Raw genomic sequence first — 19,596 nt, 5'->3', positions numbered from 1 at the left:
CATGCCGCAGCCGCTCAACTATCTCAAGGAAACCGCCTCGCAGACCGCGGGCCCGTACGTCCATATCGGCCTGATCCCGGCCATGGCGGGCTTCGACATCTTCGAGAAGAATTTTTCCAACGTGCTGGTGACGCCGAACACAAAGGGCGAGCGCATCACGCTGGAGGGCAAGGTGCTCGACGGCAGCGGCTCGCCGCTGCGCGACGTGCTGCTCGAAATCTGGCAGGCCAATGCGGCCGGCCGCTACAACCATCCGGCCGACCGCTCGGCCGGCGCATTGGAGCAGGAGTTTCGCGGCTGGGGCCGCGGCGGCTCCGATTTCGACACCGGCCTCGTGACCTTCGAGACCATCAAGCCGGGTGCGATCATCGACAAGGCGGGCTGCAAATGCGCGCCGTACATCAATGTCTGGATCGTCGCGCGCGGCATCAATATCGGTCTCAACACCCGGCTCTATTTCTCGGACGAGGAGGCCGCCAACGCCGCCGATCCCGTGCTAAACCTGGTCGAGCCGCCGGTGCGTCGCAAGACGCTGATTGCCACGCGCAGCGAGCGCGGCGGCAAGGCCGTGTATTCCTTCACCATTAATTTGCAGGGCGCGGAGGAGACGGTGTTCTTCGACGTGTGACCGTCCGGCGGTGGTGCCGCAGGGTCACTCCACCCGGTCGTCGCGTCTGACCGTTCCCCGCGCGAGGAATTGCGGCGGCTGCCGCACCTCGCGCGATCCCGGGCGGTCGACCGGATCGCGCCCAATTTTTGGTTTCAGCTCTATCAGATCGATGAAGACGTCCGCCTGCCGGCGCAGGTCGTCGGCGATCATGGGGGGCTGAGTGGAAAGTGTGGACACGACCGTCACGCGGACACCGCGGCGTTGCAGCGCTTCCACCAGCGAACGAAAATCTCCGTCGCCCGAGAACAGCACGATCTGATCGACACGATCGGCAAGCTCCATCGCATTCACGGCGAGCTCGACATCCATGCTGCCCTTCACCTTGCGGCGGCCGGTGGTGGCGTCGACGAACTCCTTGGTGAGCTTGGTGACGACGGTGTATCCGTTATAGTCGAGCCAATCGATCAACGGACGAATTGACGAGAACTCCTGATCCTCGATGAGGGTCGTGTAGTAGAAGGCGCGCAACAACGTGCCCCGGCTTTGAAATTCGCCGAGCAGACGCCGGTAATCGATGTCGAAGCCAAGCGCCTTCGAGGTGGCATAGAAATTGGAGCCATCGATAAAGAGCGCGATCTTCCCAATTGAAGACATTCTGCACAAATCCCAAGTTCCGCACGAAGCCAGCCTGTCCCCGCAAAGATACGGTGTGTCGGCGGCAAGACACCAGTGCGCGCGGCTCGCTTAAAAAGCGGCGCAGGCGACTGGAGGGGAAGCCGCCTTGCGCCCAGGTCAGGGAGGTTCCATGCCACCGGCGCTGGGCGCCGAATGCAGCCACGTTAAGGCGCGCGCACTCCCTGCTCAACTGTACGGAGGTAAACGGCGTCTATCCAAAGGATAGCACCCCATATACGAAGGTAAGTAGGGCGCGCCGGCAACGTCCGATGGTCAGCCTTCACCGTCATGCAGCTGCGCGCGAAAGGCGCGGGGCGACAGTCCCGTAGCCGCGGCATAGACGCGGCTGAAATAGGCGGGGTCCTCGAAGCCGAGCGCATAGGCGATCGTCGAGACCGGCAGGTTGGTGTAGACGAGGTTGCGCCGCGCCTCGCGGATCAGGCGGTTGAGGATCAGGTGCGAAGCGGTGTCGCCGGTCGCCGCGCGTGTCACCCGGTTGAGATGGGTCGGCGTGATCGACAGCGCGCCTGCGTAGTCCGCGACACTCCAGCGTTCCAGATGATGCTGCTCGAGCAGCGCTTCGAAGCGGCGAAACAGGCTGCTTTCCGCGGTGCCGTTGCCGCCGCTCTCCCCGGTGAGCGCGCGGGCGACCAGCCCGATCATGGCCGCCGACAGGGCGCGCAGCACATGCGCGCGGCCGAAATCGCGGGCGGCGTGCTCGGCGAAGATCTGCTTCATGGTGGCGCGGATCTGCGGCGTGCCGCGCACGACGGCCGACCGCGACAAGGCTCCGCGCAAGCCTTCTGCGGCGAGCAGCGCCTCGTCCAGGATTTCGGCGGCGATGGTCAGCACCCAGCCCTGGGTGTCGGGCACGAAACGGAAGCCGTGAACGTGGCCGACCGGCACATTGACGATCTGCATCGGCTTCAGCGGCGCCACGCGCCCGTCGAGCGTCGCCTCGCCGCCGCCGCGCTCGATCAGCAGCACCTGGTGCAGCCTCGCATGACGGTGCACGGCCAAAGTCCAGTCGTGCAGCACCGAGCGCGACGCGATCGTCTCGCAATGCACGACGTCGGGCAGATCGCCGGATTCGCCGAACAGATTGTAGACCCGGATCGCTGGGGCGGGGGCTGTGGTCCTCATGTTCGAATAGTACAAGACATTGGCAAAACCCTCCATCGGTGTGCAGGACAAAATCTGCAAAAAAGTGCCGGCGGGAGGACGCAAAAATGAAAGTTCAGGTCTGCATCATCGGCGGTGGGCCGTCCGGGCTGCTGTTGTCCCAGCTCCTTCATCTGAAGGGGATCGACACGATCGTGCTGGAGAAATACAGCCGCGACCACGTGCTCGCCCGGATCCGCGCCGGTGTGCTCGAGCACGGCTTTGCAAAGCTGATGCGCGAGGCGCAATGTGGCGAGCGGATGGACCGCGAGGGCGAGATCCACCGGGGATTCGAGATCGCCCATGACGGCGTGCTGTCCCAGATCGACCTCTACAAGCACTCCGGCGGCAATTCGGTGCTGGTCTACGGCCAAACCGAGCTGACGCGTGACCTCTACGAGGCGCGCGACCGCCTTGGCGGCAAGGTCGTGCATAATGCCGAGGACGTGACGCCGCATGATCTGACCTCGGACCGGCCCTACGTCACCTATCGCTCGAACGACGAGATCATTCGCGTCGATTGCGACTACATCGTCGGTGCTGACGGCTTCCACGGCGTCAGCCGCAGATCGATCCCGAAGGACGTGTTGCGCGAATACGAGAAGGTCTATCCGTTCGGCTGGCTCGGGGTGCTGTCGCGCACCAAGCCGGTGTCGCCCGAGCTGATCTATGCGAAGCACGAGCGGGGCTTTGCGCTGTGCTCCCTGCGCTCGCAGGTGCTCAGCCGCTACTACATCCAGGTGCCGCTGACCGACAAGGTGGAGGACTGGAGCGATGATGCGTTCTGGGCCGAGCTGAAGCGCCGCCTGCCGGAGGAAGTCGCCGGCCGCCTGATCACGGGTCCGTCGATCGAGAAGAGCATCGCGCCGCTGCGCAGCTTCGTCGCCGAACCCATGAGCTATGGCCGCCTGTTCCTCGCCGGGGACGCCGCCCACATCGTGCCGCCGACCGGCGCGCGCGGGCTCAACAGTGCGGCCTCCGACATCTACTATCTCTACCACGCCATGCTCGCGCATTATCAGCGCGGCGATGATTCCGGCCTCGCGGGTTATTCGGCCAAGGCGCTGGCGCGGATCTGGAAGGCGCAACGCTTCTCCTGGTGGATGACGATGATGCTGCATCGTTTCCCCGACCGGCTCGACTATGAGGATCGGCTACAGCAGACCGAGCTGGACTATCTGCTGTCCTCGGAGACGGCGCAGCGGTTGCTCGCGGAGAATTATGTGGGCTTGCCGTTCTAGGATTGGGGTTGTCCCTTCTCCCCTTGCGGGAGAAGGTGGCGCGAAGCGCCCGATGAGGGCTTTCTCCGCGAACCCAACTGCGGGATGGGCTCGCGGAGAGAACCCCTCACCCGTCTCGCCGCTTCGCGGCGAGCCACCAACTCCAACAAGGGGAGAGGGGGAAGACAGCGCTTGGCTCGCTACTTCCCTTCCAGCGTATTGACCGGCGTCCAGTCCGGCGGTGGCGCATTTGCGCTGAGGGCCTTGGCGCGCTTCGCAAACAGCGCCGATGCCGGATCGCTCTCCGCCATTCGCCCGAACGCATCAGCCGCCTTCGCAAAGTCCTTCGCGCGCCAGCAGGCCAGCCCTTCCGCATACGCCGCGGCGACCTTGGCCTGCTCCGCGCTCTCCGCGCCTCTCTCCGCCAGCGGCTCGAACACCTTGATTGCCTCGCCGCGGCCCATCACCCTGATCGCATCGAGCTCGCGCCAGGCGAAGACGTCGCCGGTCTGCGCGACCGTCGCTTCCGACGCCATGATCGCGGTGCCGTAATATTTGTTGGCGCCTTCGAGCCGCGAGGCGACGTTCACGGTGTCGCTCATCACGGTGTAGTTGAAACGGCGACGCGAGCCGATATTGCCGACCACGGCTGCGCCGCTATTGAGGCCGATGCGGTGCGAGAGGCCGCGACCGGCGAAGGCGGGATGGCTGGCATTGAGCTCCGCCAGCTTCTCGTGGCATTTCAGCGCGGCGCGGACAGCGTTGCCTGCATGCAGGGGGTCGTCGGCGGGCGCGCCGAACATGGCGACGATGGAATCGCCGATATATTTATCGACATAGCCGCCATGGCTTTCGATGATGTCGGTCATGGCGGAGAGATATTCGTTCATCAGCGTGACCAGCTCGCCCGGCGTCATCGTCTCCGCGATCGAGGAGAAGCCGCTGAGGTCGGAGAAGAACATGGTGACGTTGCGCATCTCGCCGCCGAGCGCCGGCATCTTGCCGGAGGTGACCATCGTCTCGATCACCTCGGGCGCGAGATAATAGGCAAAGCTCTTGCGCAGGAAACGCTCGTCGCGGTCGGCCAGCACGAAGCGGTAGCCGATCATCATCGCGAGGGCCGCGAGACTTGCGAGCGCGGGCTCGGTCAGCGGCAGCGCCAGCGCATGCACGAACGCGCCGACGGCAATTGCCGTGTAAACGGCGGTGAGGCCGATCCATGCGATCAGCGCGCCGGTAGGCGCGAGCATGCAGGCCGCGCAGGCGATGATCGCGGCGAGCGCAATCGTGAGAATGCTCCGCAAGGGAAAGCCGAGCTCGGTCACGGCGTCGTGCTCGATCAGGTTTCTCACCACGGCCGCGTGCACGAACACGCCCGCGATGTCGCTCCGCGCCTTCTGCGCCGCGCCGGCCGGGGCGGGCAGGGCGCATCGTGGTGCCGGCGAGCCGTCATGTCCGCCGGACAGCCGCATCGAGGTAAGCTTGCGATCCTCGAAATTGAGGATGGTGCCGAGCAAGACGACCTTGCCGTCGAAAGCGCGGCGGAAGAAATCGCGGTCGCCCTTCTCGGTGCAGGCGCGCAGGTCGGCGAATGAATAGGCCGGGACGTCGCGGCCGAGGCCGCGGAAGTTCAGCGTGAGGGTGTTGGGCACCGCGCTCGGAACGGCATAGCCGGCCAACTCGGTCGTACCGGACGGCCCGATCTCGGGTTTGGTGCCGAGTGCCCGCGCGGCGAGCTCGACCGCCATCGCGGGAACGGGCTTGCCGTCAATGGAGAAGCTCAGCGGCATCCGGCGGATCACGTCGTCGGCATCGGTATGGACGTTGAGGGCGCGGATGTTGTTCTTCACCGCCAGCTGCTGCGCGCGATAGGGCCTGTCCGGATGATCGTTGCTCAGGATCTCGCCGAGCACGAGCTTGCCGCCGTCGGAGAGTTGCCGGAGCGCGATGAGGTAGTCCCGGTCAAAGCCTCTCATGCGCGTGCCGAGCGGTGCTTCGCCAAAGGGGATCTCGGACTGCTCGATCGAGCTTGGAAAGATGACGTCGAAGCCGATTACCTTGGCGCCGCCCTCGGCGAGGCTGCCGAGCACCCGGCCGATCTCGCGCGTCCAGGTCTGGGTCGGCGATCCCTTGAACGGCGGGGTGTCGTAGGTCTCGCCGTCGATCGCCACGACGACGACCGGCGATGTCGCGGGATCACGGCGATCGCTGACGAGCTTGCCGCGCAACGCGGTGAGAATGTCGAGGGAGAGGCCCTGCAGGCTCTGGAACGGCGGCGACGTGAAGACCGCGCCCGCAAGGAGCGCGATCAGGATAGCCGCAACGATGTCCCGCCCGCCGATCCGCCGCATCGCCCCGTCGCTAGATAGCCTATTCGAGCCGCAGCAGGCGGCCGACGATCGGCGTCGGCGACGACGTGGCGCCGGCATCGATCTGGAAGGCGTAGCGCTTGGCGCCGAGGATGGCGAGGTAGCTGCCGCCCGGGGTCAGCGACTTTCCAGCCTTGGCGAAGTCATAGAACTTGCCGCCGATCATGGTTTCGGTCTTCAGCGGCACGGTGATCGCGGGCTCCTTGCCGTCGGTGCGCTCGATCACCAGCGTGCTGCCGCTCTTGGCTTGCACCAGCGGGGCGCTGCCGTACAGCGTCGGCAGCTTGGCCGGTGCGCCCTTGGCGTCCGATCGCATCGTGCGGAAGGTGGTCGCAGCGCTCTGGTTGGCCTCGCGCTCCGACAGCTTTGCCGCGTTGGTATCGCAGGGCACTTTCTCGCGCTTGACCTCGCCGAGCTGCACGGTGCTCTGCTCGGCGCCGACCAGCACGACGCCTTCGCTGATGGTCTCGCGCTGGCAGGATTTCAGGTAGCTGAGCGTGATGCTCGCCTTGGGCCCGAGCTTGATGATCTTGCCCGGCGCCACATAGTCCATGAAGGCGATGCCGTCGACCTTGCCTTGCACATCCTCGACGATCGCAGCCGGGGTCTCCGCCAAAGCGGGGGTCGCAACACAGAGCGCGCCGACAGCGGCGCCGATCAGGCTTTTCATGGGAATTCTCATCCAATTCGACCGATGTTTGGCCGGTCCCTGTCCTGGTTCGATGCTTAGCAGCAGGGCGCCCAGGTAAGTGTGACCAGAATCACTCTTTATTCTTGGTGCCACTCTAGCAGGAACAGGTTCAACCCGGCGACCGGAGAAAACAGAGCTGTGCCAAGCTGTTGGCGGGATGGCTAATGTCAGGCGGGGACGTCTTCGGCCGGGCGGCTTTCTGCCGCACACTCTATATAAGGAGTGAGCGGAGGCTCCGTCTTCAGGAACGGCGTCGCCTGCTGCCCGGAGGCGATCTCCACGACCTCGTCCCAGCGCGACAGAAAGGCGTCGACGCAGGCCGGGTCAAACTGCCGTCCCTTGTTCTCGACCAGGTAATTGCGCGCCACTTCCAGCGGCATCGGCTCCTTGTAGGGCCGCCGCGTCGTCAGCGCGTCGAAGACGTCGGCGACCGCGACCACGCGTGCGGCCACCGGGATCTCGTCCGTCCTGAGGCCGTTCGGATAGCCCGCCCCGTCCCAGCGCTCGTGATGGCCTGCGGCAATTTGCGCGCCGAGCCGGATCAGCTCGCAGCTGGAGTCCGCCAGGATGCGCTCGCCGATCGTGGCATGGGTGCGGATCACCGCCATCTCGTCATCGGTCAGCTTGCCGGGCTTGAGCAGGATGTTGTCGGGAATGGCGACCTTGCCGACGTCGTGCAGGGGAGCGGCGAGATAGATGTCGCGGCAGAGCCGGGCCGGCAGGCCGAGCTGCTCGGCGATGATGCGGCTGTAGCGGGCGACCCGGAGCGTATGCTCGCCGGTGTCGTTGTCGCGGTACTCGACCGCGAGCGCGAGCCGCAGGATGATCTCCTCCTCGCGCTCGCCGAGCTTTCGTGTCGCGGCTGCGACCTCGCTCGCAAGATGCGCGGCGCGGTCGTTGAGCTTGCGCACGGCTGCACCAAGCTGAATCAAATTCCGCAGGCGCACCGTCATCTCGACGCTCTGCGGCGCCTTGGGCAGGAAATCGGTTGCACCAGCCTGCAGCGCTTCCATCTTCACGTCGTCCGTCTGCCGCGACGTGATCATCGCGATCGGAATGTCGGCGCAGCCGGGAAGGGTTCTGAGCGTGCGGATGAAGCTGATGCCGTCCATGTGCGGCATCTCGTAGTCGACCAGCACGAGATCGAAGACGCGCTCGCGCGCACAGGCCAGCGCCTCGACGGGATCGAGAAAGGTGGTGGCTTCGACCAGGCCTTCGGCCTCGATATGACGTTTCAGGAAGTTGAGGACGGAACGGCTGTCATCAACCAGAAGCGCTTGGGTCAGCATCGGCGGCCGGACTCGTTCGGATGGCGAGGCATGACCTCAACAACTAGCCTTTGCGATTTAACGCGAAGCAAACGTTTCACCGGCGACAAGCTGCTTCATCACTGCGCGCAACGCATGAGATTTGAGCGCGCCATGCACGTCTGCATGCATACGCGAAGTTCTTCGATATGTGACCCGTAGTTGTACGGGGGACCCCATTAGGGGTTTGCACACTCTCCATACCGAATAGTCATCGCGTGGGATTCGCGCCATGCGTGCAGCGAGTCCCCGGAATTTCTGGGGGACGAATGTCGTCTGATGTCACTGAGCCGAAGTGGTCCCTACGGCTGCCTGCAGATTGCAGCATCGCTGCGATCCGCAGTGTCTATGACCTGATCCGCGAAGCTTTCGGCCGGCAGGACCGGCTCGAGATCGATTGCTCCAGCGTCGACAAGGCCGACGTCACATCGATCCAGCTTCTGCTGTCGACCGCCAAGACGGGCGAGGCCCAGGGCCGCCCGGTGGTGCTCACTTCATTTTCCCAATCTCTGCGCAACACCCTTCGCCGCGCCGGCTTCGCCAGCGATGCGATGATCGATCAGCATTTCCCGCAAAAGAAAGATGGCACCTAATGGCCACGATTCTCACGGTCGACGATTCCCCCAGCATCCGGCAGATGATCAAGGTCGTGCTCGAGCCGGCCGGTCACAACGTGATCGAGGCCGGCGACGGCGCGCAAGGGCTCGCCAAGGCGCAGGCCGGCAAGCTCGATCTCGTCATCACCGACCTCAATATGCCCGTCATGAACGGGCTGGAGCTGATCCGGGCCCTGCGCAAGCTGCCGAGCGCTGTCGGCATGCCCATCGTGTTCCTCACCACCGAATCCAACGACACGGTGAAGCAGGAAGCAAAGAGCGCCGGCGCCACCGGCTGGATCACCAAACCGTTCAAGCCCGAGCAGTTGCTCGCCGTCGTCGGCAAGCTGGTGCGCGCATGAACGCGATGGACCCGACCGAGGTCTTTCGCCAGGAAGCCAGCGAGCTGTTCGAGGTCCTGGAAGGGGCCCTGCTCGACCTCGGCCAGCGTCCCGACGACCGCGAGCTGGTCGATTCCGCGTTCCGTGCCCTGCATACGATCAAGGGCTCGGGCGCGATGTTCGGCTTCGACAAGGTCGCCTCCTTCACCCACGAATTCGAGACTGCCTTCGACCGCGTCCGCAAGGGCGAGATCAAGCCGACCCAGGAGCTGATCTCGGTCGCGCTCGCCGCCAAGGATTATATCCGCGCGCTGATCGAGGATCCGCAATCGACCGACGACATCATCGGCGAGGCCATTCTCGACGATCTCAGGCGCTTCGTGTCGTCGGACCAGCCCGCGGCTCCCCTCGACGCGATCGCGGAGGCGCCGCCGCCGCCGCCGGCCGAGAGCAAGCAGGCCGGCTGGCATCTCTATCTCGAATTCGAATCCCACATCCTGCGCAACGGCTCGAACCCGCTCGACCTGCTGGAGGATCTCTGCAAGCTCGGCCCCTGCTTCGTCGTGCCCGTCACCGACGGCATCCCGTTCCTCGACGAGATGGAGCCGGAAGACTGCTATCTGAAGTGGGACGTCAAGCTGCACGCGGCCTGCGGCAAGGACGCGATCGACGACGTCTTCATGTTCGTCTCGGACGAGATGAAGCTGACGCTCTCGCCGCTGGAGCAGGTCGAAGCGCCCGCGCCGATGCCGCTGTTCCAGCTCCTCGACGAGGAGCCGGCGCCGGAGACCGAGACTCCTGCACCGGTGCTGGAGGCTGTTGCCGCGCCGGTCGCCGCGCAGCCCGTCGCGAAGGCAGAGCCGAAATCCGAGTCGAAGCCGGAGCCCAAGCACGAAGCCAAGCCCGAGGCCAAGCGCGATGAGCGCGGCATCGCCACCGTTCGCGTGCAGGCCGAGCGCCTCGACGAACTGATGGACCGGGTCGGCGAGCTCGTCATTGCCCAGGCGCGGCTGAGCCAGCTCGCCGCCTCGGGCTCCGATCTCTCGATCAAGATCATTGCCGAAGAGATCGAGCGCCTCGCGTCCTCCCTGCGCGACACCACGATGGGCGCCCGCATGGTGCCGATCGGCTCGCTGTTCGGCCGCTTCCGTCGCCTGGTGCATGATCTGTCGCGCGACCTGTCGAAGCCGGTCGAATTCGTCACCTCGGGCGAGGACACCGAGCTCGACAAGACCATGATCGAGTGCCTGGCGGATCCGCTGGTGCACCTGATCCGCAACGCCATCGACCACGGCATCGAAGATACCGCAACCCGTGCTGCCAACGGCAAGACCGAGCAGGGCCGGATCGAGCTCGCTGCCGTTCATTCGGGCGCCCAGGTGCTCGTCACCGTGAAGGACAATGGCGGCGGCCTCAACACCGCGCGCATCCGCGCCAAGGCGGAAGAGCAGGGGCTGATTGCCGCCGGCGCCGTCCTCAGCGATCACGAGATCCACCAGTTCCTGTTCCACCCGGGCTTCTCGACCGCGCAGACCATCTCGGCGCTGTCGGGCCGCGGCGTCGGCATGGACGTGGTCAAGCGCACCATCGAGAACATGCGCGGCTCGATCGACCTGACGACCAGGCCGGGCCAGGGCACCACGGTGACGCTGCGCCTGCCGCTGACCCTTGCGATCATCGAAGGCCTGCTGATCCGCGTCGGCGAAGGCCGCTACATCATCCCGCTCTCGGCGGTGGAGGAATGCGTCGAGCTGACGGCCGAAGACGAGCGCTCGCGCGGCCGCAACTTCCTCAACGTGCGCGGCAACCTCGTCCCGTTCCTGCGCCTGCGCCAGCTCCTGACCGCGTCGGGATCGCCCGATCGGCACCAGAAGACGATCATCATCTCGACCGGCGAGACCCGCGTCGGCCTCGTCGCCGACCAGATCATCGGCAACCACCAGACCGTGATCAAGTCGCTCTCCAAGCTGCATTCCGACGTCACGATCTTCTCCGGCGCAACCATTCTCGGTGACGGCACGGCGGCGCTGATCCTCGACGTCGCCCAGCTCGTCACGCTGGCGCAGTCGAAGGTCGAGAAGCAGCATATCAGCGAGGCGGCGTGATGAACGAAGGTTTGGCCGGCGAGCAACAGACCGGCGCGATGCAGGTCGTGATGATCGGGCTCGGCGAAGAGAAGTTCGCGCTCGATGCGGGCCTCGTGCGCGAGATCATCGACCCCGTCCCCGTCACCAAGGTGGCGGGCGCGCGGGCCTTTGTTCCCAGCGTGATCAACGTGCGCGGCAACGTCATTCCGCTCGCGGATTTGCGCATCCGCTTCGGCATGCCGCAGCTCGACGACTCGGAAGACACGCGCATCGTCGTCATCGAGCTCCAGCTCGACGGCGAGCCCGTTCTGGTCGGCGTCACCGCGGACAAGGTCTACGAGGTCACGGAGATATCGCAGACCGACGTACAGCAGACGCCGCGCGTCGGCATGCACTGGAAGCCGGAGTTCATTCGCTTCATCGCCAAATGGCGTGAGGAATTCGTCATCGTTCCCAACATGGAACGCATCCTGAATTGAAATGAGGTCTCGGGCGAGACTGGGGTAGGGGCTGGAAATGAGATTTACGGTCAAGGCAAAACTTGCCAGCGCGTTCGGCGTGGTCCTGCTGCTCTCGATGGCGGCGGGCGGTCTCGCTTATGTGAAGCTGAGCGAGATGATCGACACCGCCGACAGCCTGGTGTCGCGTGCGGGCCGGATGGACCGTGCGGCGGAAATCGAGAAGGGCATCCTGATCCAGGTTCGCGCCGAGAAGAATCTCATCATGGCTCCCGAGGGTGACGCGGATCGTTTCCTCGCCGAGATCGCCAAGCAGCGTGAAACGCTTCTCAAGCTGAAGGAAGAGATCCACGCGGCGGCATCGTCCGAAGGCAAGAAGCTGATCGAGAACTTCGGCGCCGCCTACGCGCGCATGAATGCGGTTCAGGATGAAGCGCTGAAGATCGCCCGGACCGACAAGGCGAAAGCCGCCGAGCGCTCGATGACCGAGGTTCGCAAGGCCGTCGGCGAGGCCATGGAAGCCGCCGGCGCATACGTCGCCAACGTCAAGAAGAACATGGCCGACCAGGCCACCCAGGCGCACGAGGACGGCAATCGCTCCCACATGTTGCTGGTGTCGGCCGTCGTGGCATCGCTCGCGATCGGCCTGATCGCCGCGATCTGGATCTCCGTCAGCATCGCCCGTGGTCTCGGCCGCGCGGTCGGTCTCGCCGGTGCGGTGGCAAGCGGCGATCTCAGCCAGACGATCGACGTCTCCAGCAATGACGAGATCGGCGATCTCGTCAAATCGCTGAACATGATGGTGGACAAGCTTCGGCAGGTCGTCGAGGAGGCGCTCACCGCGGCGAGCAACGTCTCCGCCGGCAGCCAGGAGCTGTCCGCGAGTGCCGAGCAGCTGTCGCAGGGCGCGACCGAGCAGGCCTCGTCCGCCGAGGAAGCCTCCTCCTCGATGGAGGAGATGGCCTCGAACGTGAAGCAGAACGCCGACAACGCCAACCAGACCGAGAAGATCGCAGCGCGATCGGCCCAGGATGCCGAAGCGAGCGGCGTCGCCGTGGGCCGGGCCGTCCAGGCCATGCAGACCATCGCCGAGAAGATCACCATCGTGCAGGAGATCGCGCGCCAGACCGACCTGCTGGCGCTCAACGCGGCGGTCGAGGCCGCGCGCGCCGGCGAGCACGGCAAGGGCTTTGCCGTGGTCGCCTCCGAGGTGCGCAAGCTCGCCGAGCGCAGCCAGGCGGCGGCAGCCGACATCGGCACGCTGTCGACCGAGACCGTGAAGGTCGCGCAGGAAGCCGGCGACATGCTCTCCAAGCTGGTCCCCGACATCAAGAAGACGGCCGAGCTGGTCCAGGAGATCACCGCGGCCTGCCGCGAGCAGGACGTCGGCTCGGCGCAGATCAACCAGGCGATCCAGCAGCTCGACAAGGTCGGCCAGCAGAACGCCAGCGCCTCCGAACAGGTGTCCTCGACCTCGGAGGAGCTCGCCTCGCAGGCCGAGCAGCTGCAGTCGACCATCTCGTTCTTCCGCATCGAACATGCCGGCCGGCAAGAGCGCGCTGCCCCCGCGCCGATCGATCGTGCCGTCACCCAGCTGCGCGCCAAGGCGGCGCACATGGCGGCGGCGGATCGCGGCGCGAAAAAGCCCATGCCTGTCCGCAAGCCGGCACGCGCGATGAAGGTCGCCGGCGGCGGCGGTTTCGCCTTCGACATGCATGACGGCGAAGACGACCGCGACGCCGAGTTTCAACGCTGATCAAACGGTCCGGCTCGCGCCGGACCGTCCTCGTTTCCTAACCCCGGGACCTCTGGACTGCATCATGGCCGCAACCTCGCAATATCTGACGCTCGGGCTCGCCGGCGAGACGTTCGGCATCAGCATCCGCAACGTCCGCGAAATCCTCGACATGCGGCCGATCTCGCGGCTGCCGCATGCACCGAACTTCCTGCTCGGCATGATCGACGTGCGCGGAGCCGGCTATCCGATCGTCGATCTCCGGACCAAGCTCGGCTTGCCCAGCGTCGCGGCGACCGAGGCGACCCGCATCATCATCCTCGACGTGCCGATGAAGGACCGCCTGGTCGGCGTCGGCTTCGTCGCCGATTGCGTGTTCGAGGTCACCGACATCGACGAGCAGGCGATCGAGCCCATCCCCGAGGTCGGCGGCAAATGGCAGTCCGACTATGCCGCCGGTATCGGCCGCAAGGGCGAGAAATTCGTCGTGATCTTCGACCTCGCCAAGCTGATGGCGAATGACGAGATCCCGGAGGGACGTAATGCGGCCGCGGATTCATCCCGCGCCGCCTGAGTTTGCCAGTGCGTGATCAAGCGTAGCACCCCAATTCGAACCAAACGAGACTGATATGAGATTCACCGTCAAAGCCAAGCTTGCCAGTGCATTCGGCGTTGTCATTTTGCTGTCCATGATCGCCGGCGCGGTCGGCTATTTGAAGCTGGCCGACATGGTCGCCACCACCGAGCTGCTGGTCAGCCGCGCGGGCCGGATGGAAAAGGCCGCCGAGCTGAAGGAGGGCATCCTGTTCCTCGTCCGCGCGGAGAAGAATTCGATCCTGGCGTCGTCAGATGCCGAGCACGAGCAGTTCCGGGCCGACCTGATCAAGAACCGCGAAGCGGTCGCCAAGTCCAAGGACGAAATCTACGCGGCTGCCAGCGAAAGCGGCAAGAAGCTGATGGAGAGCTTCAATGTCGCGTTCGCCAAGCTGAACGCCTATCAGGACGAGACGGTCAGGCTCGCGAAGGTCGACAAGCCGCAGGCGCTGGACCGCTCCATGCACGACGGCCGCAAGGTCGTCGCGGACGCGATCGAAGCGGCCGACGGCTACATCAAGAACGTCAAGAAGAACATGTCCGAGCAGGCCGAGCAGGCGAAGCAGGACGGCGCCCGCGCCGAACTGATCCTGATGAGCCTGGTCATCGCCTCGCTCCTGATTGCCGCGATTGCGGCGACCTGGATCGCGCTCAACATCAGCCGGGCGCTGGCGCAGGCCGTCGGTCTTGCCGATGCGGTGGCGATCGGCGATCTCAGCCACAAGATCGAGTCCTCCAGCAACGACGAGATCGGCGATCTCATCAAGTCGCTGAATGCGATGACGGTGAACCTCAATGCGACGGCGGCGCTCGCCAATCAGATCGCGCAGGGCGATCTCACGGTCGAGGCCAAACCGTTGTCGGACAAGGACACGCTGGGCCTCGCGCTCGAGCGCATGGTCGAGAAGCTTCGCCAGATCGTGTCGGAAGCCCTGACCGCGGCGCAGAACGTCTCCGCCGGCAGCCAGGAGCTGTCCGCCAGCGCCGAGCAGCTCTCGCAGGGCGCGACCGAGCAGGCCTCCTCTGCCGAGGAAGCGTCCTCCTCAATGGAGGAGATGGCCTCGAACGTGAAGCAGAACGCCGACAACGCCAACCAGACCGAGAAGATCGCCGCGCAGTCGGCCAAGGACGCCGAGGCCAGCGGCGCCGCTGTGGGCCGCGCCGTCAACGCGATGCAGACCATCGCCGAGAAGATCACCATCGTGCAGGAGATCGCACGCCAGACCGACCTGCTCGCGCTCAACGCGGCGGTCGAGGCCGCGCGCGCCGGCGAGCACGGCAAGGGCTTTGCGGTGGTCGCCTCCGAGGTGCGCAAGCTCGCCGAGCGCAGCCAGGCGGCGGCGGCCGAAATCGGCACGCTCTCGGCCGACACCGTCAAGGTGGCGCAGGAGGCGGGGAGCATGCTCTCCAAGCTCGTCCCCGACATCAAGCGGACCGCCGAGCTCGTCGAGGAGATCACGGCGGCCTGCCGCGAACAGGACGTCGGCTCGGCGCAGATCAACCAGGCAATCCAGCAGCTCGACAAGGTCGGCCAGCAGAACGCCAGCGCCTCCGAGCAGGTGTCCTCGACCTCGGAAGAGCTCGCCTCGCAGGCCGAGCAGCTGCAGTCGACCATCGCCTATTTCCGTATCGAGCAGGGCAAGAGCCAGGCCGCGCCGATCGACCGCGCGGTGACCCAGTTGCGCGCGAAGGCGGCGACCATGGCGGCGGTCGAGCGTCCGGCCAAGAAGCCGGTGGCAAAGCCCGCACGCGCCCTGAAGGCTGCCGGTGGCGGCGGCTTCGCCTTCGACATGAACGACGGCGAGGACGACCGCGACGCCGACTTCCAGCGCTGAGCCTCTTAAGGGATCGGCCCCCATTGGGGGCCGGTCTGCCTTCAGTCATTGCGTAAACGTGTAGGATTGCAGATGGCCCGTACGGCCCGACATTCAGTGCAGCCGGCCATGGACCGGGGCGTGCAGCCATGATGCCGGCCATGCAGGATACGGCCGTGCATCTGTCGGACCGCCACTTCCGGACCATCGCCGAATTGATCGAGGGGCAGGTCGGCATCAAGTTGCCGCAGGGCAAGCGGCTGATGCTGGAGGGGCGGCTGCACAAGCGTGTGCGCGCGTTGAATTTCTCCGACCTCAACGAATATGTCGACAACCTGTTCGAGGCCGACCATTTCGACACCGAGCTCACCCATCTGATCGATGTGGTGACGACCAACAAGACCGACTTCTTCCGCGAACCCCAGCACTTCACCTTCATGCGGGAGGTCGCCGTTCCCGCCTTGCTCAAATCGCATGGCCGCCGGAGCGCGAACCTGAAGGTCTGGAGCTCGGCGAGCTCCACCGGCATGGAAGCCTATACCACCGCGATGGTGCTGGACGACATGACGCGGAATGGCTCGCGGTTTCAATACCGCATCCTCGGGACCGACATCTCGACCGCGGTGCTGCGCCTCGCCAAGACCGCGATCTACACCCGCGACGTGCTGTCACCGGTGCCCGAGAACTTCGTGAAGCGATATTTCCTGTCGTCGCGAGACAAGTCGCGCGGCGAGGTGCGGGTGGTGCCGGAGCTGCGGCGCATGACGCATTTCATGCGGATGAACCTCATGGATGCGTCCTATCCCGTCGATCGCGACGTCGACATCATCTTCTGCCGCAACGTCCTGATCTATTTCGAGCGGGAGACGCAGCGCAAGGTGATCGAGCAATTGTGCAGCCATTTGCGGCCGGGCGGCTATCTGCTGGTCGGACATTCGGAATCGATGATTCACAGTGCAGTGCCGGGCTTGAAGCAAGTTCAGCCAACCATTTTCCAGGTCTAGCCGGAGCGCAACCACAATGCCGAGGGAGAAAGTTCGCGTGCTGATCGTGGACGATTCGGCGTCGGTGCGCCAAATCCTTCAGACGATCCTCTGCGAAGATCCCGATATCGAGGTGATGGCGACGGCCTCCGATCCCTTCGTCGCGGCCAAGCGCCTCGAGAAGGAACTGCCCGACGTCATCATCCTCGATCTCGAAATGCCGCGCATGGACGGCATGACCTTCCTGCGCAAGATCATGGCGCAGCGTCCCATTCCGGTGATCATCTGCTCCTCCCTGACCGAAGAGGGCTCCCACGTGATGTTCGAGGCGTTCGAGGCGGGCGCGGTCGACATCGTGCCGAAGCCGAAGATCGACACGCGCCAGGCCCTGTTCGAATGTTCCACGCGACTGCGAGAGGCGGTCAAATCGGCGGCGCGTGCGCGGGTCCGCCCGCGCGCGGAGCGTCGCGTGATCGAGAGGAAGCTGACGGCCGACGCCATCATCCCGCCGCCGGTGCAGGGCAAGGTCCGGCCGACGACGGAACGCATCGTCTGCATCGGCGCCTCGACGGGCGGCACGGAAGCGTTGAACGACGTCCTGGAAATGCTGCCGGCGCATTGTCCGCCCATCGTCATCGTCCAGCACATGCCGCCGGGCTTTACCGCGGCGTTTGCCAGGCGCCTCGACAGCGTCTGCCAGATCCGGGTCAAGGAGGCCGAGGACGGCGAGCCGGTGCTGCCGGGCTGTGCCTATATCGCGCCGGGCGCCCGTCACATGCTGCTGCAGCGCATCGGCCTGCGCTATCAGATCGCGATCAAGGACGGCCCGCCAGTGTCGCGGCATCGCCCCTCCGTCGACGTGCTGTTCCGCTCGGCGGCCCAGCATGCCGGCGCCAATGCGCTCGGCGTCATCATGACCGGCATGGGCGATGACGGCGCGCGCGGCATGCTGGAGATGCGCAAGCTCGGCGCCTCGACACGGGCGCAGGACGAAGAGAGCTGCGTGGTGTTCGGCATGCCCAAGGAAGCCATCGCCCATGGCGGAGTCGAGAAGGTCGTGTCGCTGCACAACATCCCGCGCGAGATCATGCTCTGGTACCAGGCCGGGCATACCGTGATGGCAGGTTGAGCGCGATGTCCGCCCTTCCACCCAACACGCTCACCGAGGCGATCGCCGCGATCGAGGGCGTCTCCTCGCGCATCGAGGACGTTTTCGCGCGGGTCGGTCAAGAGCTTGGCCGCGGCCACATCATCTTTGGGGAATTGAACCAGGGCCTCGCGACCCTCTCGGGGGAACTCTCGGGCGCCGAGATCGAGGGCGCCGCGACCGCGTTGCAGGAGATCGCCGCGCGGCTCGGTGAGCTCGCGCAGGCGCTGCCGGCCGAGAGCGCCTTGCTTGCGACGATCGGCACGAGCACGGCCGAGGCTTCCTCGCTGCTCAAGCCGCTGTTCAAGCATATCCAGATGATCACCATCATCGCGCGCAGTGCGCGGATCGAGGCGGCCTCGCTCGACGGCGATCGCGAGGGCTTTCTCGCCTTCACCCAGGAAGCGTACGATCTCGGCAAGGCCGTGCAGCGCTCGCTCGAGGAGTGCGGGAGAGACCAGCAGCGGCTGTCGGACGCCGTCGCCACGGCCTCCAGCCGGCAGAAGGAATTCGAGAGCCGTTACCGCAATCAGCTGGTCTCGGAGAGCGCGGAGCTCGGCGCGGCCTATAGCGGGCTGCGCGAGCAGCGCAGCAAGAGCAGCCATCTCGCCGACCTCGCTGGCGCCAGCACCAAAAAGATCGCCGAGGCGGTCGGCAGCGCGATCATCTCGCTTCAGGCCGGTGACAGCACGCGCCAGCGTCTCGAGCATGTCTGTCATGGCCTCGCCCTTGCGTCGCGATCGGCCCCGAGCCTTGTGCCCGAACCGGTCGCCAGCGATGACGGCGCGCGCGCCATTTGTCAGTTGCAGGCGGCCCTGCTCAGGGACGCCCAGCGCGAGTTCGGCGGCGACATCGGCCAGATCGTCCGGGCACTGACGGCGATCCTGAATGACGCAGGCAGTGTCGTCGGCCATGGCCGCACGCTGTTCGGCGGTGAGGAGGGCGGCTCGTCGTCGTTCCTGGCGCGCATCAAGCAGACGCTGGCGCATGCCTCGACATTGATCTCGACCTGCGAGGGCGCGGGCCGCGCCGTGGACGAGGCGCTCGCGATCGTCGAGGATACGTTGACGAAGTTTCGCCAGGCGATCGCGGGGCTTGCCGAGGCCACCGTCGACATCACGCTGATCGGCATGAATGCCGGCCTCAAGGCGAGCCATCTCGGCAGCCGCGGCAGCGCCTTCGTTGTGATCGCCAACGAGCTCAAGGCGACCGCCGACCAGGTCTCGGCGGGCGCCGGCCGGCTGCGGCCGGTGCTCGACGGCATCGAGCGCTCGGCAAAGGAGCTGAAGGAGCTGCGCGTGCAGGGCGATCCCACGCAGCTCGCGGAGCTCGAGCCGCAGATCCTCCAGGCGCTGCGCGAGGTCGAGGCCGGCAACGAACGGCTCGGCAAGCTGATGAGCCGGCTCGTCGACGAAGGCGCCGAATTCGAAGGCCTGATGAATTCGGCCGAAGGCCTGATGACCAGGCTCGGCGAAGGCTCCGCAACCTTGCCCGCGGTTGCCGCGCGCCTCGAAACGGCGAGCGCGGGCGCGCAGCGGCCGCAGCCGCAAGCGCAGGACGAGGCCATGCTCGACGCGCTGTTTGCGCGTTACACGATGGAGCGTGAGCGGGACGTCCATCGCGAATTCCTGCAGACACTCGGGCTCGCATCGATCGCCACCACGCGGCGCGTCGAGGTCGTCGAGGCCGCGGATGACGGCATTGAACTGTTTTGACGCCGCGCCGGCGGGGCCTCGCGCGCTGGCGGCAATTCGACAGATTGGGTTTTCAGGGCGTTAACCTTGCCGTGAGCGTCGGCGCTTTGGTCA

Annotated in this window: 17 protein-coding genes; 12 read left to right on the top strand and 5 right to left on the bottom strand. The window is 65.6% G+C overall.

Translation table 11 applies throughout. The features are described 5' to 3' along the window. Position 1: 1 nt before the first annotated feature. Positions 2–628 carry a protocatechuate 3,4-dioxygenase subunit alpha gene (pcaG, locus tag JQ617_RS28590; protein WP_212029229.1) on the top strand — a complete coding sequence of 209 codons (627 nt, stop codon included), beginning with the start codon at positions 2–4 and terminating at the stop codon, positions 626–628. Between the two features lie 24 nt (positions 629–652). Here the strand turns inward: pcaG and JQ617_RS28585 are convergent, their stop codons facing one another. Together JQ617_RS28585 and JQ617_RS28580 are read right to left on the bottom strand one after the other, a co-directional pair. After that, on the bottom strand, positions 653–1,264 hold the full coding sequence (locus JQ617_RS28585; RefSeq protein WP_212029228.1) for a LabA-like NYN domain-containing protein: 612 nt from the start codon (positions 1,262–1,264) through the stop codon (positions 653–655). A 294-nt stretch (positions 1,265–1,558) separates the two neighbouring features. Then, positions 1,559–2,464 carry a helix-turn-helix domain-containing protein gene (locus JQ617_RS28580; RefSeq protein ID WP_212029227.1) on the bottom strand — a complete coding sequence of 302 codons (906 nt, stop codon included), beginning with the start codon at positions 2,462–2,464 and terminating at the stop codon, positions 1,559–1,561. A gap of 50 nt (positions 2,465–2,514) precedes the next feature. Between JQ617_RS28580 and pobA the strand changes: the two genes are divergently transcribed. Next, positions 2,515–3,687, top strand: a complete 1,173-nt coding sequence (gene pobA / locus JQ617_RS28575) for a 4-hydroxybenzoate 3-monooxygenase (protein WP_212029226.1) — start codon at positions 2,515–2,517, stop codon at positions 3,685–3,687. Positions 3,688–3,866: 179 nt separating this feature from the next. On the opposite strand, the gene JQ617_RS28570 is transcribed toward pobA, so the two are convergent. The 3 genes from JQ617_RS28570 to JQ617_RS28560 all read right to left on the bottom strand — a co-directional run bounded on the left by JQ617_RS28570 (position 3,867) and on the right by JQ617_RS28560 (position 8,015). Further along, positions 3,867–6,017 (bottom strand): adenylate/guanylate cyclase domain-containing protein, encoded by a 2,151-nt coding sequence (locus JQ617_RS28570; RefSeq protein WP_212029225.1) that lies wholly within the window; start codon positions 6,015–6,017, stop codon positions 3,867–3,869. Between the two features lie 19 nt (positions 6,018–6,036). Then, complete coding sequence (locus JQ617_RS28565; RefSeq protein WP_212029224.1) at positions 6,037–6,705, bottom strand: hypothetical protein; 669 nt, start codon at positions 6,703–6,705, stop codon at positions 6,037–6,039. A 188-nt stretch (positions 6,706–6,893) separates the two neighbouring features. Further along, on the bottom strand, positions 6,894–8,015 hold the full coding sequence (locus JQ617_RS28560; protein WP_212029223.1) for an HD domain-containing phosphohydrolase: 1,122 nt from the start codon (positions 8,013–8,015) through the stop codon (positions 6,894–6,896). A 287-nt stretch (positions 8,016–8,302) separates the two neighbouring features. On the opposite strand from JQ617_RS28560, the gene JQ617_RS28555 reads away from it, so the two are divergent. The 10 genes from JQ617_RS28555 to JQ617_RS28510 all read left to right on the top strand — a co-directional run bounded on the left by JQ617_RS28555 (position 8,303) and on the right by JQ617_RS28510 (position 19,503). After that, entirely contained in the window at positions 8,303–8,626 is a 324-nt protein-coding gene (locus JQ617_RS28555; protein ID WP_063692297.1) for an STAS domain-containing protein, read from the top strand. Further along, positions 8,626–8,991, top strand: coding sequence for a response regulator (locus JQ617_RS28550; RefSeq protein WP_008142319.1), 366 nt, complete (start codon positions 8,626–8,628; stop codon positions 8,989–8,991). The genes JQ617_RS28555 and JQ617_RS28550 overlap by 1 nt, the downstream gene beginning before the upstream one ends. Further along, on the top strand, positions 8,988–11,075 hold the full coding sequence (locus JQ617_RS28545; RefSeq protein WP_212029222.1) for a chemotaxis protein CheA: 2,088 nt from the start codon (positions 8,988–8,990) through the stop codon (positions 11,073–11,075). The genes JQ617_RS28550 and JQ617_RS28545 overlap by 4 nt, the downstream gene beginning before the upstream one ends. Beyond that, complete coding sequence (locus JQ617_RS28540; RefSeq protein ID WP_212029221.1) at positions 11,075–11,536, top strand: chemotaxis protein CheW; 462 nt, start codon at positions 11,075–11,077, stop codon at positions 11,534–11,536. The genes JQ617_RS28545 and JQ617_RS28540 overlap by 1 nt, the downstream gene beginning before the upstream one ends. 37 nt (positions 11,537–11,573) lie before the next feature. After that, complete coding sequence (locus tag JQ617_RS28535; RefSeq protein WP_212029220.1) at positions 11,574–13,271, top strand: methyl-accepting chemotaxis protein; 1,698 nt, start codon at positions 11,574–11,576, stop codon at positions 13,269–13,271. A 64-nt stretch (positions 13,272–13,335) separates the two neighbouring features. Continuing rightward, a complete protein-coding gene (locus JQ617_RS28530) occupies positions 13,336–13,824 on the top strand; it encodes a chemotaxis protein CheW (RefSeq protein ID WP_212029219.1) in 489 nt (162 codons plus the stop codon). 55 nt (positions 13,825–13,879) lie between these two features. Further along, positions 13,880–15,679, top strand: a complete 1,800-nt coding sequence (locus JQ617_RS28525; RefSeq protein WP_212029218.1) for a methyl-accepting chemotaxis protein — start codon at positions 13,880–13,882, stop codon at positions 15,677–15,679. Positions 15,680–15,807: 128 nt separating this feature from the next. Beyond that, positions 15,808–16,662: a CheR family methyltransferase gene (locus JQ617_RS28520; protein WP_212029217.1), complete on the top strand. Its 855-nt coding sequence runs from the start codon at positions 15,808–15,810 to the stop codon at positions 16,660–16,662. A gap of 16 nt (positions 16,663–16,678) precedes the next feature. Beyond that, positions 16,679–17,770 carry a protein-glutamate methylesterase/protein-glutamine glutaminase gene (locus JQ617_RS28515; RefSeq protein WP_212029216.1) on the top strand — a complete coding sequence of 364 codons (1,092 nt, stop codon included), beginning with the start codon at positions 16,679–16,681 and terminating at the stop codon, positions 17,768–17,770. Positions 17,771–17,775: 5 nt separating this feature from the next. Next, complete coding sequence (locus JQ617_RS28510) at positions 17,776–19,503, top strand: chemotaxis protein (RefSeq protein ID WP_212029215.1); 1,728 nt, start codon at positions 17,776–17,778, stop codon at positions 19,501–19,503. Positions 19,504–19,596 lie beyond the last annotated feature (93 nt).

The sequence above is a fragment of the Bradyrhizobium sp. KB893862 SZCCT0404 genome (genome assembly GCF_018130885.1).
Lineage (GTDB): Bacteria > Pseudomonadota > Alphaproteobacteria > Rhizobiales > Xanthobacteraceae > Bradyrhizobium > Bradyrhizobium stylosanthis.
Note: the sequence above shows the minus strand (reverse complement) of the source record. Positions and strands in the feature narration are given on the sequence as shown.